This window comes from uncultured Thiothrix sp. (assembly GCF_937873765.1).
In the GTDB taxonomy this organism is placed as follows: Bacteria; Pseudomonadota; Gammaproteobacteria; order Thiotrichales; family Thiotrichaceae; genus Thiolinea.
The window spans coordinates 50050-76918 of the sequence record NZ_CALMZC010000050.1 but is presented as its reverse complement, the minus strand read 5'-3'; the positions used below and the strand labels follow the sequence as shown (position 1 = coordinate 76918).

Annotated in this window: 25 protein-coding genes; 15 read left to right on the top strand and 10 right to left on the bottom strand. The window is 45.0% G+C overall.

The features are described 5' to 3' along the window. Window positions 1–24: 24 nt before the first annotated feature. The 5 genes from mltB (at window position 25) to Q0307_RS14565 (ending at window position 5870) form a co-directional block, all read left to right on the top strand. A complete protein-coding gene (gene mltB, locus Q0307_RS14585; protein WP_298661541.1) occupies window positions 25–1383 on the top strand; it encodes a lytic murein transglycosylase B in 1359 nt (452 codons plus the stop codon). A gap of 235 nt (window positions 1384–1618) precedes the next feature. After that, a complete protein-coding gene (locus tag Q0307_RS14580) occupies window positions 1619–2908 on the top strand; it encodes a DUF1800 domain-containing protein (protein WP_298661540.1) in 1290 nt (429 codons plus the stop codon). Between the two features lie 81 nt (window positions 2909–2989). Continuing rightward, window positions 2990–4189, top strand: coding sequence for a DUF1501 domain-containing protein (locus Q0307_RS14575; protein ID WP_298661539.1), 1200 nt, complete (start codon window positions 2990–2992; stop codon window positions 4187–4189). A 54-nt stretch (window positions 4190–4243) separates the two neighbouring features. Next, the gene (locus Q0307_RS14570) at window positions 4244–5149 is read left to right on the top strand and encodes a recombination-associated protein RdgC (protein ID WP_298661538.1); all 906 of its coding nucleotides are present in this window, start codon (window positions 4244–4246) and stop codon (window positions 5147–5149) included. Window positions 5150–5348: 199 nt separating this feature from the next. Continuing rightward, a complete protein-coding gene (locus Q0307_RS14565) occupies window positions 5349–5870 on the top strand; it encodes a GNAT family N-acetyltransferase (RefSeq protein ID WP_298661537.1) in 522 nt (173 codons plus the stop codon). A 6-nt stretch (window positions 5871–5876) separates the two neighbouring features. On the opposite strand, the gene lgt is transcribed toward Q0307_RS14565, so the two are convergent. From lgt to trpD, 3 genes are read right to left on the bottom strand one after another with little or no spacing between them, the layout of a single operon-like run. Next, entirely contained in the window at window positions 5877–6659 is a 783-nt protein-coding gene (gene lgt, locus Q0307_RS14560; RefSeq protein ID WP_298661536.1) for a prolipoprotein diacylglyceryl transferase, read from the bottom strand. 34 nt (window positions 6660–6693) lie between these two features. Then, complete coding sequence (gene trpC / locus Q0307_RS14555; RefSeq protein WP_298661535.1) at window positions 6694–7503, bottom strand: indole-3-glycerol phosphate synthase TrpC; 810 nt, start codon at window positions 7501–7503, stop codon at window positions 6694–6696. A 14-nt stretch (window positions 7504–7517) separates the two neighbouring features. After that, window positions 7518–8543: an anthranilate phosphoribosyltransferase gene (trpD, locus tag Q0307_RS14550; RefSeq protein WP_298661534.1), complete on the bottom strand. Its 1026-nt coding sequence runs from the start codon at window positions 8541–8543 to the stop codon at window positions 7518–7520. Between the two features lie 214 nt (window positions 8544–8757). Between trpD and Q0307_RS14545 the strand changes: the two genes are divergently transcribed. Further along, on the top strand, window positions 8758–9303 hold the full coding sequence (locus Q0307_RS14545) for an isochorismatase family protein (RefSeq protein WP_298661533.1): 546 nt from the start codon (window positions 8758–8760) through the stop codon (window positions 9301–9303). Window positions 9304–9364: 61 nt separating this feature from the next. Here the strand turns inward: Q0307_RS14545 and ssb are convergent, their stop codons facing one another. Both ssb and Q0307_RS14535 read right to left on the bottom strand, forming a co-directional pair. Beyond that, window positions 9365–9868, bottom strand: coding sequence for a single-stranded DNA-binding protein (gene ssb, locus Q0307_RS14540; RefSeq protein ID WP_298661532.1), 504 nt, complete (start codon window positions 9866–9868; stop codon window positions 9365–9367). A 33-nt stretch (window positions 9869–9901) separates the two neighbouring features. Beyond that, the gene (locus Q0307_RS14535) at window positions 9902–11257 is read right to left on the bottom strand and encodes an MFS transporter (RefSeq protein WP_298661531.1); all 1356 of its coding nucleotides are present in this window, start codon (window positions 11255–11257) and stop codon (window positions 9902–9904) included. Between the two features lie 257 nt (window positions 11258–11514). On the opposite strand from Q0307_RS14535, the gene ccoG reads away from it, so the two are divergent. The 6 genes from ccoG to Q0307_RS14505 all read left to right on the top strand — a co-directional run bounded on the left by ccoG (window position 11515) and on the right by Q0307_RS14505 (window position 18111). Beyond that, window positions 11515–12927 (top strand): cytochrome c oxidase accessory protein CcoG, encoded by a 1413-nt coding sequence (gene ccoG / locus Q0307_RS14530; RefSeq protein WP_298661530.1) that lies wholly within the window; start codon window positions 11515–11517, stop codon window positions 12925–12927. Between the two features lie 17 nt (window positions 12928–12944). Next, window positions 12945–13802, top strand: a complete 858-nt coding sequence (locus Q0307_RS14525) for a FixH family protein (RefSeq protein WP_298661529.1) — start codon at window positions 12945–12947, stop codon at window positions 13800–13802. Between the two features lie 2 nt (window positions 13803–13804). After that, window positions 13805–16237 (top strand): heavy metal translocating P-type ATPase, encoded by a 2433-nt coding sequence (locus tag Q0307_RS14520; protein WP_298661528.1) that lies wholly within the window; start codon window positions 13805–13807, stop codon window positions 16235–16237. A 10-nt stretch (window positions 16238–16247) separates the two neighbouring features. Continuing rightward, window positions 16248–16466, top strand: a complete 219-nt coding sequence (gene ccoS / locus Q0307_RS14515; RefSeq protein ID WP_298661527.1) for a cbb3-type cytochrome oxidase assembly protein CcoS — start codon at window positions 16248–16250, stop codon at window positions 16464–16466. Between the two features lie 275 nt (window positions 16467–16741). Continuing rightward, entirely contained in the window at window positions 16742–17653 is a 912-nt protein-coding gene (locus Q0307_RS14510; protein ID WP_298661526.1) for a LysR family transcriptional regulator, read from the top strand. Between the two features lie 68 nt (window positions 17654–17721). Further along, window positions 17722–18111, top strand: a complete 390-nt coding sequence (locus Q0307_RS14505; protein ID WP_298661525.1) for a hypothetical protein — start codon at window positions 17722–17724, stop codon at window positions 18109–18111. Here Q0307_RS14505 and prmB read toward each other — a convergent pair. Next, complete coding sequence (prmB, locus tag Q0307_RS14500) at window positions 18083–19015, bottom strand: 50S ribosomal protein L3 N(5)-glutamine methyltransferase (protein ID WP_298661524.1); 933 nt, start codon at window positions 19013–19015, stop codon at window positions 18083–18085. The genes Q0307_RS14505 and prmB overlap by 29 nt on opposite strands. 65 nt (window positions 19016–19080) lie before the next feature. Between prmB and asd the strand changes: the two genes are divergently transcribed. From asd to pyrE, 3 genes are all read left to right on the top strand, one after another. Beyond that, window positions 19081–19932 carry an archaetidylserine decarboxylase gene (gene asd, locus Q0307_RS14495; RefSeq protein WP_298661523.1) on the top strand — a complete coding sequence of 284 codons (852 nt, stop codon included), beginning with the start codon at window positions 19081–19083 and terminating at the stop codon, window positions 19930–19932. 69 nt (window positions 19933–20001) lie between these two features. Continuing rightward, entirely contained in the window at window positions 20002–20460 is a 459-nt protein-coding gene (locus Q0307_RS14490; protein ID WP_298661522.1) for a pentapeptide repeat-containing protein, read from the top strand. Between the two features lie 66 nt (window positions 20461–20526). Continuing rightward, window positions 20527–21174, top strand: coding sequence for an orotate phosphoribosyltransferase (pyrE, locus tag Q0307_RS14485; protein ID WP_298661521.1), 648 nt, complete (start codon window positions 20527–20529; stop codon window positions 21172–21174). Window positions 21175–21253: 79 nt separating this feature from the next. On the opposite strand, the gene Q0307_RS14480 is transcribed toward pyrE, so the two are convergent. From Q0307_RS14480 to bamB, 4 genes are all read right to left on the bottom strand, one after another. Beyond that, on the bottom strand, window positions 21254–21505 hold the full coding sequence (locus Q0307_RS14480; protein ID WP_298661520.1) for a helix-turn-helix domain-containing protein: 252 nt from the start codon (window positions 21503–21505) through the stop codon (window positions 21254–21256). Between the two features lie 690 nt (window positions 21506–22195). Continuing rightward, complete coding sequence (locus Q0307_RS14475; protein WP_298661519.1) at window positions 22196–24274, bottom strand: monovalent cation:proton antiporter family protein; 2079 nt, start codon at window positions 24272–24274, stop codon at window positions 22196–22198. 21 nt (window positions 24275–24295) lie between these two features. Next, a complete protein-coding gene (der, locus tag Q0307_RS14470; RefSeq protein ID WP_298661518.1) occupies window positions 24296–25702 on the bottom strand; it encodes a ribosome biogenesis GTPase Der in 1407 nt (468 codons plus the stop codon). A gap of 10 nt (window positions 25703–25712) precedes the next feature. Beyond that, entirely contained in the window at window positions 25713–26867 is a 1155-nt protein-coding gene (gene bamB / locus Q0307_RS14465) for an outer membrane protein assembly factor BamB (protein WP_298661517.1), read from the bottom strand. Window positions 26868–26869: the final 2 nt, after the last annotated feature.

Below are 26869 nucleotides of genomic sequence, written 5' to 3'. Positions count from 1 at the left end.
ATTAAATCAATAAAGGAGTAGTGGATGAAAGCAGGTCGTTTATGGTTAGGTGGCGTCATGTTGACCAGTTGTTTTGGAGTTTTAAGTGGCTGTACAGCAACACCACAAAACGCAAATGAGACAGTCAGTGTGGATAGCACCGCCCCTAAGCAAACAACTGAACAACCAACGGTGGTACGTGCACCTGCTCGTCCAACTCAATCAACTGCTAGTAGTCAACCGAAAAAAGTCTCGGCGGCTCAGCAACGTTTGGCGCAATTACGTCAACTGCGTCAGCAAGAATGGGATCGGCAACAAGCTCAGAAGCAACAACGTGCACAAACACAAAGGCAACCGCGTAAACATACACATCAGCAACCAGCTTATGCCAAAACTCAGCAAGGCTCAGGCCCTGTATCTGTCACTTATGGCGGTAAGGGAGTAGGTAATTACTATGCGACTTCCTTGACGGGCGATTTTGCAGGTGATCCACGTTTACTGTCATTCATTGAGCAAATGTCAGCTCGTGGGTTTAACCGTAATTATTTATTGGGTGTTTTTTCACAAGTACGTAATCGCGACGAAGTAGCAAGGCTTTGGGCCAGTCCTGCATCTGCTAGTAGCCCTGGTGGTTGGTATAGTTATCGTTCTAAATTTGTAACTCCAGCCAATATTCAAAAGGGTACACAATTCTGGCGTCAATATGCGGGGCATTTACAGAGGGCACACCAACAATATGGGGTTGATCCGGAGTATATTATTGGGATTATGGGTGTTGAAACACGTTGGGGGCGTATTTTAGGCAAGCACCGTGTGATTGATGCGCTCACTACTTCGGCTTTAACCAATCAACGCCGCAGCGATTTTTTCTTTGAAGAATTAGCCGATTATATGTTGATGACTCGTACTGAACGGATGGATCCTTTAGCACCTAAAGGGTCTTATGCAGGGGCGATGGGTTATGGGCAATTTATGCCTAGCAGTTTCCATGGTTATGCTGTTGATTTTGATGGTGATGGTGTAAAAGACTTATGGAATCCGGTGGATGCTATTGGCAGTATTGCTAATTATTTTGCTCAACATGGCTGGCGTAACGGGCAAGAGGTAGCAGTGCCTGCGGATGTTTCTTCTAATGATTATGCGCGGGTTCCAGATGGTTTTAAAGTTAAGTATTCTCCAGGACAATTAGCACAAATTGGAGTCGCTCCAAAGCATGGTCGCTGGAGTAATACCTCAAGAACCCATTTGTTGGCCTTATCCACCGTACCAGGTGGCTACAAGGAGCCTTGGATTGGTTACAACAACTTTTACGTGATTACCCGCTATAATCACAGCAATTACTATGCAATGGCAGTGCACCAACTGGCGAATGCAGTTAAAAATAATATAGGTAGCATAAATTAAAAGCAAAGTCCGTTAGTCGCTAAAAATAACAAGCTAGTACGGCTTTAGCTAGACTTAAAGCCGTAGTTAATGTTCGTAAATAGATTGATTTTTATACATTTTTAAAAAAACGGGGCTTCAATAAGTTTTTCGACTGTATTTTGCACGAAATGGTTAATATTTAAACAGTTTCGTGTAAAAGAATAGTGTTATTCTTAATGGGCTTAATTTCTACTGTTGCTGATGATGGTTGCCTATGAACATGCTCACATTCAGTGAGGCTCGTCATCTTGTGTCCCGCACAGGGCTAGGTGTAGAGTGGGATAGCGTTAAAAAATTGGAGGGGTTAACTCGGGAAAAGGCGGTTGAAGTCGTCTTAAATCCTGCGCCTGCACCAATTAGACCCGCTCCCGCGTTTACTCCGTGGCACAAGTTGGAGCCAATGCGCGATATTAGCGCTGAAGGTCGTAAAGATGCTTGGTCAATCGCACAAACCGAAGGTAAACACTTACAGGGTTGGTGGATTGCACAAATGCTACTAAGTTCGTCGCCATTTATTGAGCGTATGACCTTGTTTTGGCATAATTATTTCCCTTCTTCGATTCAAAAAACCTTACAACCTAGTTTACTACATAAGCAAAATCTGATGTTACGTCAGCATGCTTTGGGTAATTTCCGTAACTTGCTTAAGGCAGTCGCCCGTGATCCAGCGATGTTGGTTTACCTAGATGGCTATGAGAATGTTAAGGGACGCCCGAACGAAAACTTTGCTAGAGAATTATTGGAGCTTTTTACCGTAGGTTCGAGCGAATACGGACAAGCGGATGTAAAAGCGGTAGCAAAGGTATTTACTGGTTGGGGCGTTGACCAAAGCGGTAATTATGTTTTCAATGCGGATCAACATGATGGCAGTCCGGTTACCGTCTTAGGTCGGACACGCGCTTTTAGTGGTGATGAGTTAATTGATATGCTTGTTGAGCATCCAAAAACCTCAGAGCGCTTAGTTGAAAGGGTATGGCAGCAGTTTGTCAGTGGTAATCGCCCAGATAAACTTACAGTACAGTCCTTAGCAGCTCAATTTCGCCGTGCGGATTATGATATTAAAGCTTTGTTGCGCGCAGTTTTTAATAGTCCCCAATTCTGGGAGTCAAGTAGTCGTGGTACTTTAGTAAAGTCACCCGTGGAATTATTGATTGGTACAGTGCGCATGGCCAATTATCCTCGCGAAAGTATTGGTGAAATGGTCAATCTATGCCGTTTAATGGGACAACAGTTATTTGATCCGCCGAATGTGCGTGGGTGGCTAGGAGGTGAGCATTGGATTAGTACACAAACTTTATTAGTACGTGCTTCTTATTTGTCCAAAGTTTCACGGGGTAATTTAAATCGCCGAGTTGATACTGGTTTACGCTTACCGCCAAAAAATCAGCAAGAAATGCTGGAGTGGATGCTGGCCGTACCACCCGTTAATAAATTACCCGATATTCCTGGAAATCGACGCTTAGCCAATGCACTAATGCTTGACCCGGCTTTCCAAGTTTCTTGATGATACGTTTGAGTCTGTGGGTAGTGCTTGATAAAAAATAATAAGTGGGCACTTGTGTAAAATGAGGTTTTGAGGGGTTTTATGAATAGACGTGGTTTTTTGAAGCTAGCGGGCGCGTTGCCTGCAGCTGGACTGTTGCCAGAGCTGGCTTGGGCAGCAGAGCGTAAAACAAAAAATAAGACTGAAGCCAGCGAAAAATTAGTTTCCAGTTCCAAGCGTCAGAAAGCGGTTGTGCTGATTAAATTGGCAGGTGGCAATGATGGTTTAAATACCCTTGTTCCACAACGTGATTATTCACAGTATGCCAAATACCGTTCTCTTGCCAAAGTTCCTGAGCATAAGTTAAAAGAATTTCCATTGGATAATGGCATGTCAGTTAATCCTTACATGACCAGTTTGCGCCGTTGGTGGGAAGAGGGTGATTTAGCTTGGATTCAGGGCGTTGGCTATCCGCATGGTGTCTTATCTCATTTTCGTTCTAGCGATATTTGGGAGACAGCCACGAGTGCTTTCGAGCATTCAGAAATCGGTTGGTTAGCCCAAGTTTTACCCCAATATAAGCAAGGTTTACACGGTATTATCCTCGGCGAAGGCTTAGGCCCTATGGCGGGCAAAGATTGTCATACAATTGCGATGCAAAGTCCCCAAGTGTTTTTGAGTCAAGTTGATTTGGTTGAGGACATTCAGCCGACTGATCGTGGTAGTCCAGCTTTAAGGCATGTGGTAAATATTCAACATCAATTACATGATGCTGGTAAGCAATTAAGAGAAAAAATGTCCAATCCGCAACATTTGGCTGGTTTTTCAACAAGTGTATTAGGTCGTAAACTAGAATCAGTTGCGCAGATGATTTTAAATAATGTCGATACGGCCGTGTATAAAGTCGAGCATAGTGGCTATGACACGCATGCCAACCAGATCAATGTGCATAATAATCTGCTATTTGAATTGGCTGCGGCTCTCAATTCTTTCGGCGAAACCATGAAGCAGCATGGGCGCTGGGATGATGTGATTGTTATGACCTACTCTGAGTTTGGACGCCGTGTGCAAGAAAACCGTGGTGGTGGCACTGATCATGGTACAGCTTCGGTACAATTAGTCATGGGCGGGCGTGTCTCTGGTGGACGCGTATTTGGGGAGAATCCGCGGCTAAAAGATTTAGATGGCGATGGTAACCTCTATATGACCACCGATTTCCGTGCAGTGTACGGTACCTTAGCTAGCCGCTGGTTTGGGGTGAATAATCCTTGGTCAGGATTCGGTGCAGTTCCATTTGTTTGAGCCTAAGCTTTCCTGCATAATCGCCGCCTTGATAGCGGCGTGAGTGCAAAGGACATGTGGTTCAAAAATCTCTATCTCTATAAACTGCAGCAAGTTTTTCCCTTAACGGCAGAAGCTTTGCATGAGCAATTAACAGTCCGATCTTTTATTCCTTGTTTAAAAGACCAACGCGAAAGCAGTGGTTGGGTCGCGCCTTTGGGTAAGCAATCTGCATCTTTGGTGCATGCGGCCAATGGCTATATCTGGATTAGTATGGCACATCAAGAACGCATGTTGCCCTCTGCTGTGGTCAAAGAGGAGTTAGACGAGCGTGTCAGTGAACTGCAAGAAAAAGAAAATCGTAAGCTCAGCAGCCGTGAAAAGAAGGATATGCGTGAGCAAATCGAATTTGAATTACTCCCTCAAGCCTTTACCCGCACTCGTCAACTAGATGCTTGGATTGACCCGAATGGGCTATGGCTAGTGGTGAATACCGCTTCAGCGACTCAAGCAGAGCGTTTAACTGCCTTGCTGCGTAAATCGATGGATGGCCTGCCAATTGTGGCTCCAGAAACGAGTAATAGCCCGACGTTCTTAATGACCCATTGGCTCACTGAAGGTGTGTTACCGCCCAAATTTGAACTGGGTGAAGAATGTGAGTTGCGTAGCCAAGGTGATGATCAAAGTGTCGCTGTATTCAAAAAGCATGAGTTGCTCACTGAAGAAGTTAAGTCAAACCTCGCCAGTGGTAAATTGGTCTCTAAGTTGATGTTGACTTGGGATCAGCGTTTAAGTTTTGTCTTGACTGAGAGTTTGCAGATTAAACGTCTGAAATTTTTGGATGTCTTTGATGAGCAGTTGAACGAGCAAGATCCGCAGTCTTATGAAGAGCGTAAAGATATTGAATTTACCTTGATGACAGGTGAAGTATCACGCTTATTAGCTGAGTTAATGGCTTGCTTTAATCCACCAAAAGCTTAAAGAGAGCAGTTAGAGAGAAACTGACAGAGAATGACCCTCCAACGTTTATTCTGGTAGAAATCTCCTCCACCTTCACGTTCCGGCTTGAAGGCCATCCTCTGTCAATTCATGCCAAGAGTTTAGTACATCTTAAACGATTTGCATGACAGTTTTGTTTAATACGTGAGCATTTTCACGGCCTTTTATCGGATTCCTTACCATGCCTGAATTAATTCGCTGTAACTATGAGCTACATGCAGTCAGCATTCTGGAAATTTTTAACCATGTCATTACTCATTCAACTGCCTTATATGAGTATCAGCCCCGCACGCTCAGTTTTATGCAGCAGTGGTTTGAAGCGAAGAGACTTGGGCATTTTCCAGTGATAGGTTTAGAACAAGATGGCAAGTTGTTAGCCTTCGCGAGCTATGGCAGTTTTCGCCCGTATCCTGCGTATAAATACAGTGTCGAGCATTCGATCTATGTGCATCCTGAACAGCGTGGTCAAGGCTTAGGAAAACGTTTATTGCAAGCACTGATTCAGGAGGCTGAGGCACAAAATTATCATCTATTAATCGCTGGGATTGATGCGCAGAATGCAGCGAGTATTGCCCTGCATGCAAGTTTAGGTTTTTTGCATGCAGGAACTATTCAACAAGCTGGTTTTAAGTTTGAGCGCTGGTTAGATTTGGCCTTTTACCAACTAATTTTAACAACCCCGCTACAAGCGACAGAGGGTTAAACTACCTTAAGCGCGCTGTTTGTAAGCCCAAACTATTAAGCCTAAACCCGCTAAAATCATTGGAATACTCAGCAGTTGGCCTTGAGTGAGCCAATCAAAAGCCACGAACTTTAGTTGAATATCTGGCTCACGGAAAAATTCTGTAAAGAAGCGGAATGACCCATATAGTGCTAAAAATAAGCCAGTGACCGCACCGGTAGGGCGAGGCTGACGGATAAAAATCCATAGCACTGTAAAGAGCACTAAACCTTCAAAAAAGGCTTGATAAAGTTGTGAGGGATGACGCGGCAGCGAGTCCGCTTGAGGAAAAACCATGCCCCAAGACACGTCAGTGGTGCGACCCCATAATTCACCATTAATGAAGTTGCCAATGCGCCCTGCACCTAAACCAATCGGAATCAGCGGGGCAACAAAGTCAGCTAGGCTCAGTACGTTAATCTTCCATTTGCGGGCGAGTAAAAACATCACCAAGGTTACACCCAGTAAACCACCATGAAAGCTCATACCCCCATCCCAAACTTGGAAGAAGGAAAGTGGATCGCTTAAGAACGACTTGAAGTTATAAAAGAACATATAACCCACACGCCCACCGAGTACGACACCAAGCGCACCCCAAAACATCATGTCGTCGACTTGGTCAGGCTTGAATAAGCTACCCGGTTGGCGGGCGCGTTGTTTACCAAGCATTAAAAAGCCCAAAAAGCCAATTACATACATTAGCCCATACCAATGAATTTTCAGCGGGCCAATACTGAGAGCAACAGGATCAAATTGTGGATGCGTTAACATGCTAGCAGCCTTGAGTTATTGTCTAATAAAGCGGTTAGTGTTGAACCGGATGAAAAAATAATTGTGCCAATTCAGCACCCGGATCAGGCGCGCGCATAAAAGCCTCACCAACTAGGAAAGCATGCACTTGATGCTCACGCATAAGTTGCACATCAGCTTGAGTATGAATGCCGCTTTCAGTCACTAATAAAGTGTTTGCGGGTACATCAGCGAGTAAATCTAAAGTGGTATGCAATGAGGTCACAAAAGTGCGCAAATTGCGATTATTAATCCCAATCAGTGGCGCATTTAAGGGCAGGGTACGTAGCAGTTCAGCACGGTCATGCACTTCAATAAGTACATCCATACCCAGTTCAGTGGCAAGCGCATACAGTTCATTTAATTGCTGATCATTCAAGGCTGAGACAATCAAGAGAATACAATCAGCCCCAATCGCACGTGCTTCATAAATTTGGTAAGAATCAATTATAAAATCCTTCCGAATCACTGGGAGCGTACAAGCAGCGCGTGCCGCTTTTAAATAATCTTCATGGCCCTGAAAATAGTGCGTATCGGTTAAGACCGATAAACAGGCTGCCCCTGCTTGTGCATAGCTTTGCGCAATGGCGGGTGGGTCGAAGTCTGCACGAATCACCCCTTTACTGGGTGAGGCTTTTTTGATTTCAGCAATCACTGCAGCCTGCTTTGCTTGAAGCTTAGCTTGCATAGCGCCTAGAAAACCGCGTACGGGATCAGCCGTGGTCGCTAATTCTTTAAGTTGAGCAAGGCTAAGTCGTACAGAGCGCTCGGCTACTTCCTGTTGTTTGGTCTGAAGGATTTTTTGTAAAATATCGGTTTGACTCATCCTAAGTTCCTTCTTTAAATAGGCTGAAATTGCTGGCTAAAATGGGCGAGCTGCTGCAAGCGCGCTAATGCACTGCCATCCGCCATCACAGTTTGAGCTTGTTTGACACCTTCTGCATGGCTACTAGCTAAACCGGCTACATAAATAGCAGCGCCTGCATTTAAAGCCACAATATCACTCGCAACACTGGACTGGTTACTCAAAGCACGGCGAATCATAGCTAAACTCTCAGCTGCGGTCGCAACCTTTAATTCATCTAAAGCAGCGGTAGGTAAACCGACATCTTCAGGTGTAAGTGTGTATTCACTGACTTCGCCATTTTTCATTTCAGCGATATAAGTCGGTGCAGCGATACTGATTTCGTCTAAACCATCTGATGAATGCACTACCAGTACATGCCGACTCCCCAGTTTTTGCAGAACCTCAGCCACTGGACGTACCCATTCTTTAGCGAAAACGCCTAAGACCTGATTGGGTGCACCTGCAGGATTGGTGAGTGGACCGAGTAGATTAAATATCGTGCGAATTCCTAATTCACGGCGTGGGCCAATCGCATGCTTCATGGCATTATGATGTTTTTGTGCGAATAAAAAACCCACACCCACTTCATTAATACAAGCTGTGACCTGTTCCGCATTCAGTTCTAAATTAATGCCTGCCGTTTCCAGTACATCCGCACTACCTGATTTACTCGACACCGAACGATTGCCATGCTTAGCCACACGAGCACCCGCAGCAGCAGCCACAAAAGCACTTGCGGTCGAAATATTAAACGTACCGGAGGAGTCGCCGCCCGTACCACAAGTGTCCACGAGATAATCTCGACTTATCTTGACTGGGGTGGCTAATTCACGCATGACACTGGCGGCTGCGGTAATTTCTTCAACCGTTTCACCGCGCAAGCGTAAACCCATCAGAAAAGCCCCCACCTGTGCAGGTGTAGCATGGCCGGTCATAATAATGCGCATAGCATCAGTCATTTCAGCCTGACTAAACGGCTGATGCTCACTAAGTTTGCGGATATATTGTTGGAAATCCATAGCGTCCTCTACGGCTAAGACTGAGCCAGTAAAACTAACGATGCTTTCAGTTATTAGGGCGTGAGTGTACCCAGATAAGCCTAGAATATCTATTAACTCAAGGCTGCTATGCGAGCCTAATTATAGATCAATGTCTCATTAGCGGCTGTAATCGCCTTAATTAGTGTCTAAACTGGCCTGCAAACTCAGTCTAAATTCGGGAGAAAAGCCCAGTATGCGTATTCAAGCTCTAGATTCAGTCTTGTTGGTCGTTGATCTACAAACTCGCCTCTTGCCAGCAATTTGTGAGGGTGAGGTGGTATTGGCAAATGCCACTTGGTTAGTCGATGTGGCAAAAAATTTAAACATATCCGTACTAGCAACGGAGCAATATCCGCAAGGTTTAGGCTTCACTGAAGCCAATTTAAGGGCGCGTTTGTCCGACGACAGCACTATCATTGAAAAAATTCATTTCTCAGCAGTCACAGAGGGCAAGCTACTCAAACACGCGAATGCACACCATCAACAGTGGGTGGTAGTGGGTACAGAAGCGCATGTTTGTGTGCAGCAAACGGTGCTGGATTTACTCGCCCAACGCTTACAAGTATTTGTCGTGGAAGATGCGGTAGGCTCGCGTAAGCCAAGAGATAAAATCCTAGCTTTAGAGCGGATGCGCCAAAATGGTGCTGAAATCGTGAGTCGAGAAATGGTGGCCTTTGAGTGGTTGGGGCAAGCGAATACGCCTGAGTTTAGAGAAGTCTTGAAACAGTTTTTGCGTTAAGTACACTCGAAAAGCCTAGTTTAAAACTAGGCTTTAGAAGTTCTAATTGATAGCCATTTCTTTAGAACGGAATATCATCATCAAAGTCTTCAAAGTCATTGCGACCTGCTGGAGCTGAATTAGTGTTAGCTGGTGGCGTAGAGGGACGACCACTACCATAATTGCCTGAACTGCTATTGGTAGCCGATACAGGTGGAGCATTAAATTCACCTGCACTACCACCTTCCGCGCGTCCGCCAAGCATTTGCATTTCGTCGGCAATGATTTCAGTAGTGTAACGGTCTTGACCGTCTTGACCTTGCCACTTACGGGTTTGTAAGCGGCCTTCCACATAAACCTGCTGGCCTTTGCGTAGATATTGACCAGCAATTTCCGCTAGTTTGTTGTAAAAAACCACTCGATGCCATTCTGTGCGTTCTTGGCGCTCGCCGGAGTTTTTATCTTTCCATTGTTCACTGGTAGCGATGCTGACATTTGTGATTGCGCCACCGCTTGGCATGTATTTGGTTTCTGGGTCGCGTCCAAGCGTGCCCACCAAAATAACTTTATTAATTCCGCGTGCCATGTTCTGTCCTTTCTTGAGGTATGACGGCTAATTTTACGCGGCTGCCCCTAAAATTGCACGAAGCCCCTGTTCGTCGAGTTCTTTTTTATCCACTTTCAGATAAGCAACTTGCTCCTCAGCGACAATCGCTACTTCGTAAATACCGCGCACTTTTTGCAGTGCCTGATACATTGATTCCCAGTCTGTAACAGTAGCCGTGAAGCGCACGACTCGACTCGTATAGAAGCTTGGAGCGGGTAGCTTTGGCGTGATGATTAACCAAATTGCTGCTACTAAAGCACTGAACCAGAATACCCCAGCCGCATGCCACTGTTGATTGACCCAGCCGCCTAGTACACCCCCAACAAAAATCCCTAAAAACTGCGTGCTGTTATAAATCCCCATCGCCGTACCTTTGGTTTCAACAGTGGAGTATTTAGCGACTAGAGAGGGTTGAATCGCTTCCAAAAAGTTGAAGCCGAGGAAGAATAAGGAAAAGGCAGCTAAGAGTGAGTAGCTAGAGCCATAACCCAAAGCTAGGAAAATTTCTGCAACGACTAATAGGGCAATTGCGCCCAACAGCATGGGTTTAATTTTATGACGCTTTTCAGCCACAATAATTAAAGGAATAGACCCAATAAAAGCCACTAAAAATACGGGCAAATATACTTGCCAATGATTCAGCGTTGCTAAACCAAGTTCGTCTTTAAATAAACTAGGAATGACTAGGAAATTGGCCGTCATGACTAAATGTAAAGCAAATACCCCCGCATTCATGCGTAATAGGGCAGGATTTTTCAGAGCTTTTAGCAGGTAATCACTGATAATCCCTGCATCACGATGGGCACGAATATGGAGTGGAGTCGGTACAGCAAATAGGATTAACAGTATCCCTGAAAGTGCTAAGCCGAAGGTAAACCAGAAAATGCCTGACATCCCTGCATGTGTGTAAAGGATGGGCCCTAAAATAATCGCGGCCATAAAGGAGAAGCCAATCGTCATGCCAATAAAAGCCATGACGCGAGAGCGGTTTTCTTCGCGGGTCAAATCAGCGGCTAAAGCCATGGTTGCGGCGGCAACCGCCCCCATGCCTTGTAAGGTACGCCCAACAATAATCAGTTCGATCGAGTCTGACAGAGCAGCAATCATGCTCCCTAAGGCAAAGACTAAGAGGCCACCGATAATGACTGGCTTGCGGCCAATACGATCAGAGGCAATGCCCAACGGAATCTGGAACATCGCTTGAGTTAATCCGTAAATGCCAATAGCGATCCCTGCAAGTAAATCAGTCGATCCCGGTAAAGTGTGAGCATAAAGCGCAAACACTGGTAAAATCATAAATAAACCCAGCATTCGCACGGCATAAACAGCCGCAAGTGAAAAGGCAACACGCCATTCCAAAGCATTCATCGGGGTTAGCACACCATGGCTTGTGACAAGAGGGCGCTATGTTAGCGCTTTCATCGGTAAGCGCCTAGTAGGCGGAGTTGTTGTCGCGAATAACTTGGCATAAAACGTTTAGTTTTGACCCTATTAAAGGGATATTTATGTAAAAATACTTTATTAGCATTCTCTAAAATTCCTATTCCCTCTTGATCTCCCTCAAGGTAAAATGTCTCCTTTCAGGTAGTATGCCCGACCATTCTAATTTGAGATCCAAAGCCGTTATGAGCAATGTGCAAGTCATTCAGCCAAAGAACGTCATTCAGCCCCGTTCGATCCAAGGGCGCTTCCGTAATTTAAAAACGGGCATCATGGTGCTGGCCTATGCGGTGTTCTTTATCCTGCCGTGGATTCGTTGGGAGCGTGTGATAGGGCCAGATCAAGCCGTGATGTTTGATATTCCCTCACGTCGCTATTATATGTTTGGCTTGGTCATGCATGCACAGGATGTGTTTTGGCTGACTGCACTCCTATTTCTGGCAGCCGTGTTACTCTTTTTCGTGACAACCTTATTAGGGCGTGTGTTCTGTGGCTATTTCTGTTTTCAAACTCTCTGGACGGATGCTTTCCGCTTTATTGAAAAGGCCATCCAAGGTGATCGCGTTGCACGGATTCGCTTAGAAAAGCAAGCTTGGAATCAAGAAAAAATCTTAAAACTTGGCGCGACGCATGCTGCTTGGCTAGCTTTGTCGTTGTGGACTGGTTTGACCTTCGTTTTATATTGGGGTGATGCTTTTACGCTCACGAAAGATTTTTTTACAGGTAATGCACCTAGTTCGGCTTATTTCACAGCTTTTCTCTTAATGATCACTACCTATTTGGCCGCAGGGTGGATGCGTGAATATGTTTGCTTACATGTGTGCCCGTATGCCCGTTTTCAAAGTGTTATGTTTGACCAAGATACTATGATCGTGTCTTACGACCAAAAGCGTGGTGAAGGTACTACTGGGCGCGCAACGCCAATAAAAGATTTACGTGATCGTGCTATACGTCAAACTCAAGGGCATGGCGATTGTGTAGACTGTGGCTTGTGTGTGCAAGTTTGTCCTACTGGGATTGATATCCGGAATGGGCTACAAATCGCTTGTATCCATTGTGCTTTATGCATCGATGCTTGCGATAGCATTATGGATAAGTATCAGTGGCCACGGGGTTTGATCCGTTATACCTCGGAAAATGCTTTAGAGGGTAAAAAGACTCACTTCCTCAAACTGCGCACGATTGGTTATGGAATTGCTACTTTATTGGCAGCGCTTTACTTAGTCTGGAGTATTTCTAGCACAAAAATGCTGGAAGCGACGGCGGTACAAGTGCGCAGTCCTTTATATGTGGTCTTATCCGATGGTGGTATCCAAAATAGTTATGAAGTGAAGATCAATAATAAAACCCAAGCGCCTGCGAGTTATCGGCTTAGTATCGATGATTTGCAGGGTGCGAGCTTATCGCTGGGGCAAGTTGATCCAAATAATATTAGTTTGGGTCCCGATAGCAGCATTCGTGTGTTTGCTAAAGTAAAGCAACCCGCAGCGGCACGTGCGGCTAGCAAGCGCAATCAGGAATTCCACTTTAAATTGGAACCAACCAGTGGCGAGGTCACCGATCCTGTTATTATACCTTCTCAATTTATGATGCCATAAGGAGCAAGATAGAGCTTATGGAGAATTACAGTTTACTAACGACCTTAGGTGTTGGCGTATTAGCCTCCTTTGTTTTGTTTTTCCTGCTCTATCTGGGGTTAAAATGGAATAACAAGCTAGCCGCGTTAGTAACCATCCTGATTGTGATGGGTATTTACATTCCTTTAGCGGCCACTCATTGGGCAGGGGTCGATGTATTTGCGATTCACTTTGCCTTTTATGTGATGAGTGGCTATGGCTTGGGGATTATTACCAGCCATCGCAGTCATCGTCAGCGCTTAGAAATCAAGCTAGGCCAGTCGACTGAGCAGCCGAAAAAAGCTTGGTTTCATTGGGCACCTGCCATCATCGTGGTGTTTTTCCTGACTTTAGCGGTGGTGGATAGCATTATCATTACCCTTGCGAATAAAGGTGCGAGTAGTGAATTTATGGCGCGTTTTCTACCCGATCCGCGCTTTTCAACGGGGGCAGTGACTTCAGTTTTCCCAGGGCCTGTGCCCAATAATTTCAAAGAAAAATATGCGCAGTTCAATCAACATTTAGACCAGCTTGAAGTGCAAAAAGAGCGCGGTTGGCAAATAAAAAATGGCTGGCAACAAACACCACGCATGGGCAAACCTACGGTGTTTAGTATTAGTGTTTTGGATAAGGCTGGTCAGCCCATTACGGGTGCTAAGGTTGAGGTGAGCTTTTTACGTCTAGCCGATAAAACTAAGGATAAGCATTTTACTTTACCAGAAAGTACCTTGGGGACTTATGGTCAAAGCGTGCAGTTGGATGAACCCGGCTCTTGGACGATAGTCTTGCGTATTCAACGTGGTGATGAGATTCATGAAGTCAAAGGCACAACACAAGTTTCTGCCTTGACTGGCTAATCATGGCCAAACCCGAAACCTTTAACCTCGCGGCGGATTGCTTTCATTGTGGTTCGCCTATTCCCACCGGTGCTAGTTATTTAGTCGAGATTGATGGTCGTGAGCAAGCGATGTGTTGCTCAGGCTGTCAGGCAGTTGCTGAGGCTATTGTCGCGAATCAGCTCACTGATTTTTACAAATTCCGCACGGATATTGGTTCGCGCCCAGAAGATTTAATTCCCGAACAACTGCGTGATTTACAAGTCTATGATAGCGTCGATTTGCAGCGCTCATTTGTGCGCGAAACCAGTGGGAGTGTGCGTGAGGCCTCCCTCATTCTCGAGGGGATTGTCTGTGCGGCCTGTGTTTGGCTGAATGAGCGTCATGTCAAACAGCTCCCCGGTGTGCTGGATTTTCGCGTTAATTATTCAACGCATCGTGCCACGTTACGTTGGGATACCAGTCAACTAAAGCTAAGTAAGGTTTTAAAAGCCATTAGTGAAATTGGCTATTACGCGCATCCCTTCGATCCGGGGCGCTTAGAATCCTTACAAAAGAAAGAAAAGTCCACTGCTTTACGTCGGATTGCAGTAGCAGGTTTGGGCATGATGCAAGTCATGATGGTGGCAGCCGCGATGTATATTGGTGCTGTTTCTGACATGGATGGGCAAATGCGAAATTTCCTGCGCTGGATTAGTCTAGTGATGACAGTGCCTGTCGTGTTCTATTCAGCACGGGTCTTCTTCCAATCCGCTTGGCGGGATTTGCGCCGTGGACGTTTTGGCATGGATGTGCCCGTATCCATCGGTATTGGGATTGCCTTTACCGCTAGTGTCTGGGCCACCGTGATGGGTGGAGGTGAAGTCTATTTTGACTCCGTGACGATGTTCACTTTCTTCCTACTGACAGGGCGTTATTTAGAAATGAATGCGCGCCATAAGGCTGGGCAAGTCGCAGAAGCCTTAGTACGTTTAATGCCTGCCACAGCAACCTTGTTAAAAAACGGTAAACAAGAAGTCGTACCCGTCAGTCAGTTAGTGAGTGGTGATCAGGTTCTGATTAAACCTGGCGAAGTCGTGCCCGCAGATGGTTTAGTTTTGGCAGGAATTAGTAGTACAAATGAAGCTTTATTGACCGGTGAAAGCCTGCCTTGTCGTAAACTTGAAGGCGATAAACTGGTTGGAGGAACCGTCAATATTGAAAGCCCGTTGACTATGCAAGTCAGTCAAGTAGGTGACCATACGGTGTTGGCAGCCATCATTCGCTTGTTAGAGCGTGCCCAAGCTGAGAAGCCAGAACTTGCGCGTTTAGCTGAAAAAGTTTCTTCACGCTTTGTGCCGCTGATTTTGCTAACGGCCACTGCAGTTTTCCTCTATTGGCATCAATCTCAACCCAGTGAAGCATTTTGGATTGCCTTATCTGTGCTAGTGATTACTTGTCCCTGCGCTTTTTCCTTGGCTACACCGACCGCGTTGACGGCTGCAACAGGACTGTTAACCTCGAAAGGGGTACTTACAACTCGTGGGCATGCCTTGGAAACCTTGGCGCGTATTGATGAACTGATTTTAGATAAAACAGGTACTTTGACCTATGGGCAACTCATAGTCGTTGATCTTAAAGTTCTCGGTAGTTTACCGAAGTCGGTGTGTAAGCCATTAGCAGCGGGTTTAGAGCAGGCATCTGAGCATCCGGTAGCAAAGGCCATCCTGCAGTTAAGTCATGAGCCTTATGTTATCAGTCAGCTTAGTTCAGAGTCTGGGCGTGGAGTACAAGGTTATTGGCAAGGCGAATGTTATCGCCTCGGTACAGTCAGTTTCGTTGCAGAGTTAACTCAAATAGAATTACCGTTAGCGTATGCTGTAAGCTCAACTGAATCACAAGTGTATCTAGGTTCGAGTGCAGGATGGTTGGGACAAATTAGTTTAGCGGATCAAATCCGTGCTGGAGCAAAAGAGGCGATTCAAGAGCTTAGGGACGCAGGCATTAATGTTAGCCTCTTAAGCGGTGATAATCCGTTGGTTGTGCAACAGGTGGCTGAGCAACTAGGGATTGCTAATGCTTTAGGTGAGCAATTACCTGATGATAAATTAGCTTACGTGAAAGCTTTGCAAGCTCAAGGCAAAGTAGTCGCCATGGTGGGTGATGGGGTCAATGATGCACCGGTTTTAGCGGGTGCTGCAGTTTCGATTGCGATGGGCAGTGGTTCTCAACTGGCGCAAGCAAGCGCTGATATGGTGTTACTCTCAGAAAGTTTACAGCAGTTGCCCTTTGCCATTAAAACTTCCAGACGCATGCAAACCATTATTAAGCAAAATTTCGCTTGGACAATTGCTTATAATCTCTTAGCTATTCCTTTAGCTGCGACTGGTTTGGTCGCACCGTGGATGGCTGCAATTGGTATGTCAGCGAGTTCTTTGATTGTGGTATTGAATTCATTGCGTTTAAAACATTTTTAGGTGAGTCACCATGGAAGCTTTATATATGCTGATTCCGATTGCTATCGGGGTCATGATTGTCGTAGTGATTGCCTTTATTTATACCGTGCGGAGTGGCCAATATGATGATTTAGAAGGGCCTGCTTACCGAATTTTAATGGATGACGATGATCCCCGTATCCCTCATCAGCCTAAGAAGTTATCAGAAAAATCCAGTGAACACTCGACAGCAACTGATAAAAGCGTGTAAAAATCCTACACTTGGTAGTTGATCTTGTGCCTCTTATCAAAAAAATTTGTTTTATCCGTAAGAACTAGCCCCGTTTGTACAGAACTGTCCTATTCTAAGAATAGTATTTGTCGAGTTGTTGATAGAGATATTTTATAAACTGGTATTTTTTATCGTCAAATTAAACGGTAATATCCGGTAATGGATGACCGGTAAATAAGTTCAGGGAATAGTGAGATAACCCCCCCCCTCATACCTGACCTAAGCAGTGTCACTAACAAGGAGAATAGTTCTAAATGTCAGACAGAAGATTACAAGTCTTCCACGCGGTTGCCCGTTTGCTTAGTTTCACCAAAGCAGCTGAAGTGCTTCACATGACCCAGCCCGCTGTGACCTTTCAAATCCGCCAATTGGAAGAGCAGTTTGATACCCGCCTGTTCGATCGCACCCATAATCGGGTTACTCTTACTGAAGCCGGTCAAGTAGTTTACGAATATTCTGAAAAGATTTTCGATCTCTATAGCGAAATGGAAAACGCTATTCGTGAGATGACAGATGATATTAGTGGCTCTCTCACTATTGGTGCAAGTACGACAATTTCTGAATATATGTTGCCTTCATTATTGGGCGACTTTAAATCCAAAAATGCTGACATTAAGTTGCGTTTAAGAGTTTCTAATACCGAAGGCATCGTTTCTATGGTAGAAAACAATGTCATTGATTTAGGTGTGGTCGAAGGTCCAGTCACTAATAAAAACCTGTTAGTCGAAGTGTGTCGCACCGATGAAATGGTTTTAATTTGCCCACCTAGTCACGAATTAGCCAAATTAGATAAGGTGACTGCCAAAGATTTAGTGAAATATTCGTTAATTTGTCGCGAAGAAGGCTCTGGTACTCGTGAAGTAATGGTGGACTATTTATCTATCCAAGGTGTAGATAAGCATGCGGTCAATAATTGCTTAGAACTCGGCAGCCCCGAGGCTGTAAAAGGAGCCGTAGAGGCAGGCATGGGTGTTTCAGTGGTATCGAGTGCGAGCATTAGTAAAGAGATTAAATTAGGCTCTTTAGTCTCGAAGCCACTCAATCCTCCCTTAACCCGTGATTTTTCTTTTGTACGCCAGCGCCAAAAGTTTAAGGTTCCAGCCATGGAGGAGCTTTTAGAGTTTGCGCGTATTTATTGCCAACGTGCAAAAAAGACTGATGAATAGTTAGTAGCTCTCACTTAAAATTGGAAGTTTGCTGAAAGATTAAAGATAGCTGTTGAATTAGGTCAAATATGTTAACAACCTTAGGGCAGGGTAGTAGTACTCCTCAAGAAAAGCGCTTACGCAGTTTATTTCGTGAATTAAGCTCTCATGATCAAGCCACTTTGCTTAAGTTTGCAGAGTTTCTTATCAGTGCTGCGCCCGCGCTAAGAGTTGACCAAACTTGTCCTGAACCAGAGCTGTTAGAGCGTCCGGCTACGGAAAGTGTAGTCAAGGCTATTAAGCGCTTAAAAGCCAGCTATGCTATGCTTAGCCCGGATGCTTTGCTTTCGCCAACCTCTGATTTAATGGCCGCTCATATGATTAAAGGGCGGCCAGCAGCAGAAGTGATTGATGAGTTAGAGCAGATTTTTGCGGCGCATTATCAGCAATTTAAAGCAGCTTGGCCGCAGCCGCTTTGAAAGCACTTTGATGTTCGTTTAATTGAGCTGCAGTTAATAAAAAAACTCCATCCCCACCACGTTCAAATTCTAGCCATTGAAAAGGTACTTCCGGATACGCTTCAGCGAGTGCAAATTGACTATTGCCCACCTCAGCAATCAAAATTCCATGGTCGCTTAAATGCTCGCCAGCAGTGGCTAAAATGCGATGCACAATATCTAAGCCATCAGCTCCTGCGGCTAAACCAAGCAGAGGCTCGTGCTGAAATTCACTGCTCATTTCGGCAATCTCGGCAGCATCAACATAAGGCGGATTGCTGATAATCAAGTCATAACGCTTGCCACTTAAATGAGTGAATAGGTCGGACTCGATGGTTTGAACCTGAGCTTGCACGCCATGCCGCTCGATATTGAGTTTAGCAACGGCAATCGCATGAGCAGAAATATCGCTGAGATCGACTTCTGCGTTCGGGAATGCGTAAGCGCAAGCAATACCGATGCAGCCACTGCCGGTACATAAATCTAAAACATGTGCTACTTGTGCTTCATCCGTCCATGGATAAAACTGCTTTTCTATTAGCTCTGCAATTGGTGAGCGAGGTACTAACACGCGCTCATCCACATAAAAAGGCAGACCTGCAAACCACGCTTCATTGGTTAAATAGGCCGCAGGTTTGCGTTCAATAATCCGGCGCTCCAGAATAGTCACCACCTTTTGCTTTTCAGATTGAGTCAGTTTGCTGGCAAAATACAATTCAGGTGTATCCACCGGCAAATGCAGGCTATGCAGGACTAAATAGGCTGCCTCGTCTAAAGCAGAAGCCATACCATGCGAAAAACTTAACTCCGCTGCGCGAAATTGGCTGGCTCCCCAACGGATAAAATCAAGAATGCTAGAGAGTTCAGAGAGAGCTGGCTGCGCCATCGAGTATATTCCTTTCGACTAAATTGCCGTATCATCCTGCATTTATTAGCTATTTGCCAAGCTCTATGCCTCTATCTGATTATTTAAAAGCATGGTCGCTGTATCCGCTGCCACATCATGCTATTTCGCGTCTGGTTTATCGTTTAACTCGGATTGAGTCTCAATGGACTCAGCCTGCGATTCGCCAGTTTATTAAGGTGTTTAAAGTCAATATGAGTGAAGCTGAGCAAGTTGATCCTAATACCTATAAAACCTTTAATGCATTTTTTACGCGCAGTTTAAAACCTGAACTACGACCGATTGCTAGCGGAGCGAAGGTTTTAGCCAGTCCAGTCGATGGCAAAATTAGCCAAGTCGAGGCGATTTGTTCCGGGCGTATTTTTCAAGCTAAAGGCTTTGATTATTCGGTAGTGGAGTTATTAGGGGGTGATGCAGCGCGTGCTGCCCATTTTTTGAATGGTCAGTTCACTACCATTTATCTCTCCCCCCGCGATTATCACCGCATCCATATGCCCTTAGCGGGTCAGCTAATTGAACAGGTATATATACCCGGAAGACTGTTTAGTGTAGCAGGGCATACCGTGCGTACGATTCCACGTTTATTTGCGCGTAATGAACGCGTCGTAGCTATTTTTGAGACTGAATTAGGCAAAATGGCGCTGGTTTTAGTGGGCGCGATTAATGTCGCTGCCATTGAAACGGTCTGGGCGGGCTTGATTACACCGCCAAATCACTCAGCGGTTCGTGTTGAGCATTATTCCAGTGTTAACTTAGCTAAAGGGGCTGAAATGGGGCGCTTTAATATGGGTTCAACGGTCATCGTGCTTTTAGAAAGGGACAACTGGAATTGGGGTGAGACCCAAGCAGGTCAAACCGTGAAAATGGGGATGCAATTAGCGGAGCTTGCTAGTTCATAAGAAGCTGGCAAACTTGAACTAAAGCACTACACTTTAAGCAAATGAATTAAAATAACATGGAGTGTTACGATGAAAGTTCCAAGGATAAGGAGCTTAGTCTGCTATGTTTGTCTAGCATTAAGTGTAGGTCTTCACTCAGCCGCTTATGCGGTTGGCTCGCTCAGTACACCGCTGTATCAAGCCCAAAATACTGATTTAACAGGGCGCAATTTTGAAGGAGCGAATCTAAGTCTTGCCGATTTTGCACACAGCAAGCTCAGTGGTGCAAGCTTCAAAAACGCAAATCTTGATTATACCAATCTCAGCTTGGCCGATTTAAGTCATACTGATCTGACTAATACTTCGTTGAAGCTAGCTTTGATTGAGTTTACCAATCTTACTGCAGCCAGAGGGCTGAAGGTGGAGCAGTTAAAAGAGGCTTGTATCACGGAAATTGATTCTGAAGCTGCAAGTCAACTGGGGTTAGATTTAGCTAGCTATCGACTACCCAGTGGCTGTTTGCTTTGGGAACATGTGCCACGTGGTTAAAAGCATTTTGTTGACGGCTTTTCTGGTATCATCCTTGGCGCTAAATGATTAATGAGAGAGTGCCCGATGAAACCCTATCAACAAGCTTTTTTAGAGTTTGCCTTGCAACAAGGTGTTTTGCGTTTTGGTGAATACACCTTAAAATCTGGGCGTCTTAGTCCGTACTTTTTCAATGCAGGCTTATTTCAAACAGGCTCAGCCTTAAGTCGTTTAGGTCAGTTTTATGCACAGGCTATTGTTGAGTCGGGGATTCAATTCGACATGTTATTTGGCCCCGCTTATAAAGGTATTCCTTTGGCCGCCTCAGTGGCTATCGCCCTCTATGAACAGCATGGTTTAGATTACCCCTATGCGTTTAATCGTAAAGAAGCCAAAGATCATGGTGAAGGTGGAACTATTGTCGGTGCAGCCTTAAAAGGGCGTGTCTTAGTGATTGATGATGTTATGACGGCTGGCACAGCGATTCGTGAAGCAGCTATCATTGTGTCGGGACAAGGTGCAAGTCTAGCAGGTGTTGCGATTTCACTTGATCGGCAAGAGCGTGGACAAAGGGTTTTATCTGCAGTGCAGGAAGTAGAAAAAAATTTTGGTGTACCCGTGATTAGTATTGTTGGTTTAAATAATGTGATTCAGCATGTGCGAGAGCAGATTGCTGAACCGCAATTATTAGCAGCTATTCAAAGCTACCGTCAGCAGTATGGGGTCGAGATTTAGAAGAGAGAGTGTAAGCTTCCTGCTTATAGCACAGGAAGCTTAGCCAATTTGGAGGATGGTACTGTGAACTGAGTTAGCATTACAGCAAATTGTGACGTTTTAATTTAGTACGTAAGGTGGCGCGATTAATCCCCATACATTGAGCTGCACGTGATTGATTACCGTGAGTGTAGCGCATCATGATTTCTAACATAGGACGCTCAACCTCATCCACTACTAAGCGGTAAATATTGCTGGCCTCGTGGTCACCTAAAGTATCTAAATACTCTTGCAGGGTACGAGATACCGTTTCAGAGAGTGATGAGTCTAAAGAGCGAGTTGCTGTATTCATTTTCTGTAACCTTTAATTATATAAAGCCCTTGTGCAGCACTTAATACTAACTGCAGTATTTGCAGCTAGATGTACAGGACAAGATTGTAAACATACCGTTTTATAACCTGACTCACTGGTTGTCCTGTCCAGAGGCCATCCGTGTTGGTCTTGCCCAGATCACAGCGTCCACGCTGTAAAAGTCATGTATAGCCCTGATACTTGGTGTCACAAGCTTCCTGTTAGATTCTAAATTAAGTGATAAGTTCTTAATGTTGTCCTTAATCTAGAGCCTTGAAACTTAAAGCCTTTACCCATCATCAGATACCCAGCATGCATATTAGTCATTAACAAGCTTCTGAATTTCTCTAATGCTTGTGCTTTGAATCCTAGTTTTTACTCCTACTACTGATCCTGAGGAGGTATGCTTGAAAGTATAGCTTGCTTAAAATGTATAGCAGTACTTAATTAGCATGAATTTTTAGCAAAATAATCGCTAGAAACCACCTACTAAACGCATAAGCTGCCTAAAAGAGTACCACGGTCTAGAAATTATGCATGAAATGCTGGATGAGCGTAGATTTTAGGCAGATAAGTGGGGTTTGATAGTCATCTCCAAACCGAAAAGCTCGAGTATAATAGGCCTATTTAATCAACACAGTATGTAAGAAATGCTGAAAAATTGTGGAAAAATAGAACAAAGCTTGGCTATTAATGATCGGTTTTAGATAAATTGCTTTCTAATTGAGCTAACGCTATTGGTGTGACAGAGTTTGCTGGCTTTGCCTCTGACTTAGCTTCTTTCTCTTTACGTTCACCATGAATCTTTTTCTCAATTTCCTTAAACCGATCAGCTTTGCCTTCAAGGATTAAGGTATCATCAGTTTGTAAGACCATCTCGGGTGAAGGTTGATCACCACGGATTTCTCCACGTTTCAGTGCTTTTAAAGTAATGCCCATGCTTTCTAAATTTAAGTCAGCAATCCGCTTACCAACGGCTTTGTCGGTTTCCAATAAGACAATACTATGTAAGAAGGTCTCAGACTTACTGGTAGCTTTTTGGGGGGTTCCGTGGAAGAAGCTTTTAAGCTGCTTATAACCTTCAATACGGATACGGCCAACAACTTGCTCTATTTCTTCATTAGGTAACTCTAGTTTTTCTAAAACTCGGCGTGCCACCATCACACTGGCTTCTAAAGACTCTGGTAGGACTTCAGTAGCACCTAATTTAATAAGGGCTTCCAAATAGGTGTCATCACGGGCACGCACTACAATCGGAATATTCTTATTCTTTTTACGGGCTGCCTCAGTAATCTCCTTGGCGATTTCAGTATCTACGACGGTAATGACCACCAATCGAGCGCGCTGGATACCAGCAGCCATTAAAATTTCAGTACGGCTAGCATCAGCATAATATACGCTTTCACCGGCTTCCCAAGCTTCGGTAACAATTTTAGAGTCGAGTTCCAAACCTAAATAAGGCACACCCTGTTCTTCAAGTAAGCGAGCTAAACCTTGGCCTACGCGTCGATAACCACAGATGATGACATGATTATCGACTTCCCTAACCTCTTGACGGAAAGCATGAGCATCTTTATAGCGCTGGCGCAAATAACTATCGCGCAGGAGCTTACGAGTGACTTTATCGTTAGAGCGGATAATTAAAGGCGCAATGGCCATGCTAATCACAATCGCTGCCAAGTCGGCTTGGACTTCATCCGCAGTCAGTAGGCCATAACTTAAAGCTAAAGAGAGTAGGGCGAAACCAAATTCGCCACCTTGTGCTAGTACCAGTCCAGTACGTACCGCGATACCCTTATTATTTCCAAACAAGCGCACTAAGCAGCCAATTAAGATGGCTTTAAATACTACAATGCCTAGTAGTAGCCAGAGAATTGATAGCCACAATTCGGGCAGCACCGCGAGGTTTAATTTGGCACCTACGGTAATAAAGAACAAACCCATTAGAATATCGCGGAAGGGACGGATTTCGGTTTCAATTTGATGCTTATATTCGGTTTCACTGAGCAACATTCCTGCTAAAAATGCACCTAAAGCTAAGGACATCCCCAAAGATTGGGTAACCCAAGCAGAGGTCAGAGCCACAAGTAAAACTGTAATATTAAATAACTCAACCGATTGCGCGTTCGCGACCTTGTGGAACAAGGGACGTAGGACATAGTGAGCAGTCACTAGCATTAGAGCCAAAACTAGAATATTTCCAAAAGCATGCAGCGCCATTACGATAAAATCAGGATCAGCAGTGGTATTAGTGCTGAGTAAAGGAATTGCAATGATAAAAGGAACGACTGCAATATCTTGAAAAAGTAAAATGCCCAGAGCTAATTGCCCATGGCGCTCATGCATCTCGCCTTGATCCGTCAATTGTTTGACTACAATAGCCGTTGACGATAAAGCCATAGCACCAGCTGCTACGATGGCACCTTGCCAACTAACATTCAGATAATTTAAAAGAATGAAGCCAATTATAGTGGAAAAAATCATTTGCAAGCCGCCTAAACCTAAGACAGTGCGGCGCATAGCCATAAATTGACTGACAGAAAACTCTAGGCCAATAGCAAATAGGAGGAAAACAACGCCTACTTCAGCCATGAATTCAATAGAGTGGTTTTCAGGTAGCCAACCCAAAGCATTTTCACTACTGAGAGCGCCTACCAGCAGATAGCCAAGAATGGGAGGCAGTTTGAAAGTACGGAATGCAGCCACAGAGGCTACTGACATGACCAATAGCAATAGAATACCTTGTAACAGGTTCGTACTGTGCTCCACACTGCCCTCGTGTGTTAGTGGTTATTTTTTCCCAGCGACAAACTTCATTAAACGTTTTTTCTTGTGAATCTGACGGGGTGTTAGGTTATTTTGCTTACCCTCGAAAGGGTTTTCGCCCGTTTTAAATTCAATTTTGACTTGAGTGCCGGTTAATTTCAAAGTTTTATGAAAATAATTAATTAAATAGCGCTCATAAGCGGGTGGTACTTTATCGGTTTGGTTACCGTGAATCACCACCAAGAAAGGATTACTGCCACCTTGATGAGCGTAGCGCAATTTAATGCGGCGACCACTGACTAAAGGCGGCTGATGCATTTGTACCGCATTTTCTAAAATACGAGTTAAACGTGAGGTCGGAACTTTCAGCATGGCAGAGTCGTAAGCCGCATGAATCGATTTATATAATAAACCGACCCCCGTGCCATGCAATGCGGAAATAAAGTGTTTCTCGGCGAAATCTAAGAAAGGCAGCTTAACTTCAAGTTGACCCTTAATCCGATCCCGCTCATCACTTTCTAGGCCGTCCCATTTATTGATGGCTAACACCAGTGCTTTACCAGCATCCAGAATTAAACCCAATAAATGCGCATCTTGATCCGTAACACTATCCTGCGCATCCACCAGCATAATCACTACATGCGCTTCACGGATCGCATCTAAGGTTTTGATGATGCTGAATTTTTCAATGGTTTCATTCACCCGGCTACGACGACGCACTCCGGCAGTATCAATTAAGGTGTACTGCTTACCATCACGTTCAAATGGAATAAAAATGCTATCGCGAGTAGTACCTGGTTCATCATAGGCAATGACCCGTTCTTCACCTAAAATGCGATTCACTAGAGTCGATTTACCCACATTCGGTCGGCCGACAAAAGCAATCCGAATAGCCCGCTCTTCACTTTCTTCAAGCTCAAGGTTTTCATCGACTTCATCTGCAGGAAAATGGCTTAGGATGTCATCCATCATGGAAGTGACACCACGACCATGTACTGCTGCGATACTATAAACTTCAGAGAAACCTAAGCCATAAAATTCTGCGGCCGCTTGGTCAGGATCAACTCGATCGGTTTTATTGATAATGAGAAATACCGGCTTGCCAGTCTCACGTAGCTGTTGGGCAATATATTCATCACCGACATTCAAGCCTTGTTTGCCATCAACAATAAACATCATGGCATCTGCTTCAGCTACCGCCGCTAGGGTTTGACGTGCCATTTGCTCATCAATCCCTACATCTTCACCACTCAGTCCACCCGTATCAATAACTAAATAGTCACGATCGAACATTTCGCCCGTGCCGTATTTACGGTCACGTGTTAAGCCGGGGAAATCCGCAACTAAGGCATCACGGGAGCGTGTTAAGCGGTTAAAAAGGGTAGACTTACCGACATTCGGGCGTCCAACAAGGGCAAAAACCGGTCTCATTTACTCATCATCATTTTAGGGCATGAGCGGCTAACACGCCACTCTTGCCAAACGTATAAATCACCTGACCATCACTGACCGGCGGAACTGTGTAACCAGCAGTATCAACCTGTAGACGTGCTATCGTTTGACCATTACTGCTATTAATCCAATGTAAATAGCCTGCATAATCTCCCACTACGATAGAGCCACCTAAAATAGTAGGGGCTGTAGGGGTGCGGCGTTGTAGATCGTCCATTTTCCAAAGCGGTGCACCGCTTTGTGGATTAATCTTCCAAATATTACCTTCTACATCTGTGCTATAGAGACCACCTGCATCGGCATCGACACCCGCATAGCTAGAATAGGGCTGTGCCCAACCTAGGGCGCCATCTTGCAGGCGAATACCTGCAATCTGTCCATTGTAGCTGGCAGCAAATAGTGCAGAGCCCACGTGTTTAATCCGGCCATCCACATCGATAATCTTGTCTAAATCGCTGCTACCACGCGGCACTGAGAGAATCGTTTCCCATAAGCCAGTGCCAGTTTCTACATCAAACGCAGTCACCGTACCATTATCAAAACCTGCCACGACTGCACCGCTAACAATCAAGGGGACACCAGCACCCCGTAAGGATAAAGCCGGCGTTTCACGGATTTGTTGCCAAACAATTTCACCCGTTTGAGTCGATAAACCACTTAATTGCCCATCGCCTGTGCGAAAGACGACACGGCCTTTACTGGCGGTAGAAACGGATAGCACTTCACTATTTAGATGCTCTATCCAGCGTACTTTGCCGGTCTGCCGGTCTAAAGCAAGCGCACTGCCTTCACTCGTCCCCAAAAAAACTAAGCCTTCACCGCCATTCACCCCACCAGTGATTTCTTCACTGATCGGTGTTTTCCAAATCGAAGTGCCGGTACGTTTGTCCCAAGCGCTGGCTGAGCCACCACCTGCTACCACGACCAATGCTTCATCGACATAGGGAAATAAGCGTACATAGGCTTTATCACTGCTGCCAGTGCTGACTTTCCATAAAGTTTGCGCATTGGCGGTGGCTTGAAGCGCTGTCAATTCTTTAGGCGGATTAGGATCTTTAGCAGGCATCAGGCTGGAAAAGCTGCTACAAGCCGTTAAGCTTGCTGCTAAAAACAAACCAGTAATCAGTGTGGCTAAAGATCTCATGG

Coding starts and splice junctions, on each gene's coding strand:
- Q0307_RS14505 (WP_298661525.1), top strand. CDS start 17,722: ATGTTAACAACCTTAGGGCAGGGTAGTAGTACTCCTCAAGAAAAGCGC.
- lgt (WP_298661536.1), bottom strand. CDS start 6,659: ATGTTAACGCATCCACAATTTGATCCTGTTGCTCTCAGTATTGGCCCG.
- trpD (WP_298661534.1), bottom strand. CDS start 8,543: ATGGATTTCCAACAATATATCCGCAAACTTAGTGAGCATCAGCCGTTT.
- Q0307_RS14510 (WP_298661526.1), top strand. CDS start 16,742: ATGTCAGACAGAAGATTACAAGTCTTCCACGCGGTTGCCCGTTTGCTT.
- pyrE (WP_298661521.1), top strand. CDS start 20,527: ATGAAACCCTATCAACAAGCTTTTTTAGAGTTTGCCTTGCAACAAGGT.
- asd (WP_298661523.1), top strand. CDS start 19,081: ATGCCTCTATCTGATTATTTAAAAGCATGGTCGCTGTATCCGCTGCCA.
- Q0307_RS14575 (WP_298661539.1), top strand. CDS start 2,990: ATGAATAGACGTGGTTTTTTGAAGCTAGCGGGCGCGTTGCCTGCAGCT.
- Q0307_RS14520 (WP_298661528.1), top strand. CDS start 13,805: ATGGCCAAACCCGAAACCTTTAACCTCGCGGCGGATTGCTTTCATTGT.
- trpC (WP_298661535.1), bottom strand. CDS start 7,503: ATGAGTCAAACCGATATTTTACAAAAAATCCTTCAGACCAAACAACAG.
- ssb (WP_298661532.1), bottom strand. CDS start 9,868: ATGGCACGCGGAATTAATAAAGTTATTTTGGTGGGCACGCTTGGACGC.
- Q0307_RS14545 (WP_298661533.1), top strand. CDS start 8,758: ATGCGTATTCAAGCTCTAGATTCAGTCTTGTTGGTCGTTGATCTACAA.
- Q0307_RS14480 (WP_298661520.1), bottom strand. CDS start 21,505: ATGAATACAGCAACTCGCTCTTTAGACTCATCACTCTCTGAAACGGTA.
- Q0307_RS14565 (WP_298661537.1), top strand. CDS start 5,349: ATGCCTGAATTAATTCGCTGTAACTATGAGCTACATGCAGTCAGCATT.
- Q0307_RS14535 (WP_298661531.1), bottom strand. CDS start 11,257: ATGAATGCTTTGGAATGGCGTGTTGCCTTTTCACTTGCGGCTGTTTAT.
- Q0307_RS14525 (WP_298661529.1), top strand. CDS start 12,945: ATGGAGAATTACAGTTTACTAACGACCTTAGGTGTTGGCGTATTAGCC.
- Q0307_RS14580 (WP_298661540.1), top strand. CDS start 1,619: ATGAACATGCTCACATTCAGTGAGGCTCGTCATCTTGTGTCCCGCACA.
- Q0307_RS14570 (WP_298661538.1), top strand. CDS start 4,244: ATGTGGTTCAAAAATCTCTATCTCTATAAACTGCAGCAAGTTTTTCCC.
- ccoS (WP_298661527.1), top strand. CDS start 16,248: ATGGAAGCTTTATATATGCTGATTCCGATTGCTATCGGGGTCATGATT.
- ccoG (WP_298661530.1), top strand. CDS start 11,515: ATGAGCAATGTGCAAGTCATTCAGCCAAAGAACGTCATTCAGCCCCGT.
- Q0307_RS14490 (WP_298661522.1), top strand. CDS start 20,002: ATGAAAGTTCCAAGGATAAGGAGCTTAGTCTGCTATGTTTGTCTAGCA.
- prmB (WP_298661524.1), bottom strand. CDS start 19,015: ATGGCGCAGCCAGCTCTCTCTGAACTCTCTAGCATTCTTGATTTTATC.
- bamB (WP_298661517.1), bottom strand. CDS start 26,867: ATGAGATCTTTAGCCACACTGATTACTGGTTTGTTTTTAGCAGCAAGC.
- mltB (WP_298661541.1), top strand. CDS start 25: ATGAAAGCAGGTCGTTTATGGTTAGGTGGCGTCATGTTGACCAGTTGT.
- der (WP_298661518.1), bottom strand. CDS start 25,702: ATGAGACCGGTTTTTGCCCTTGTTGGACGCCCGAATGTCGGTAAGTCT.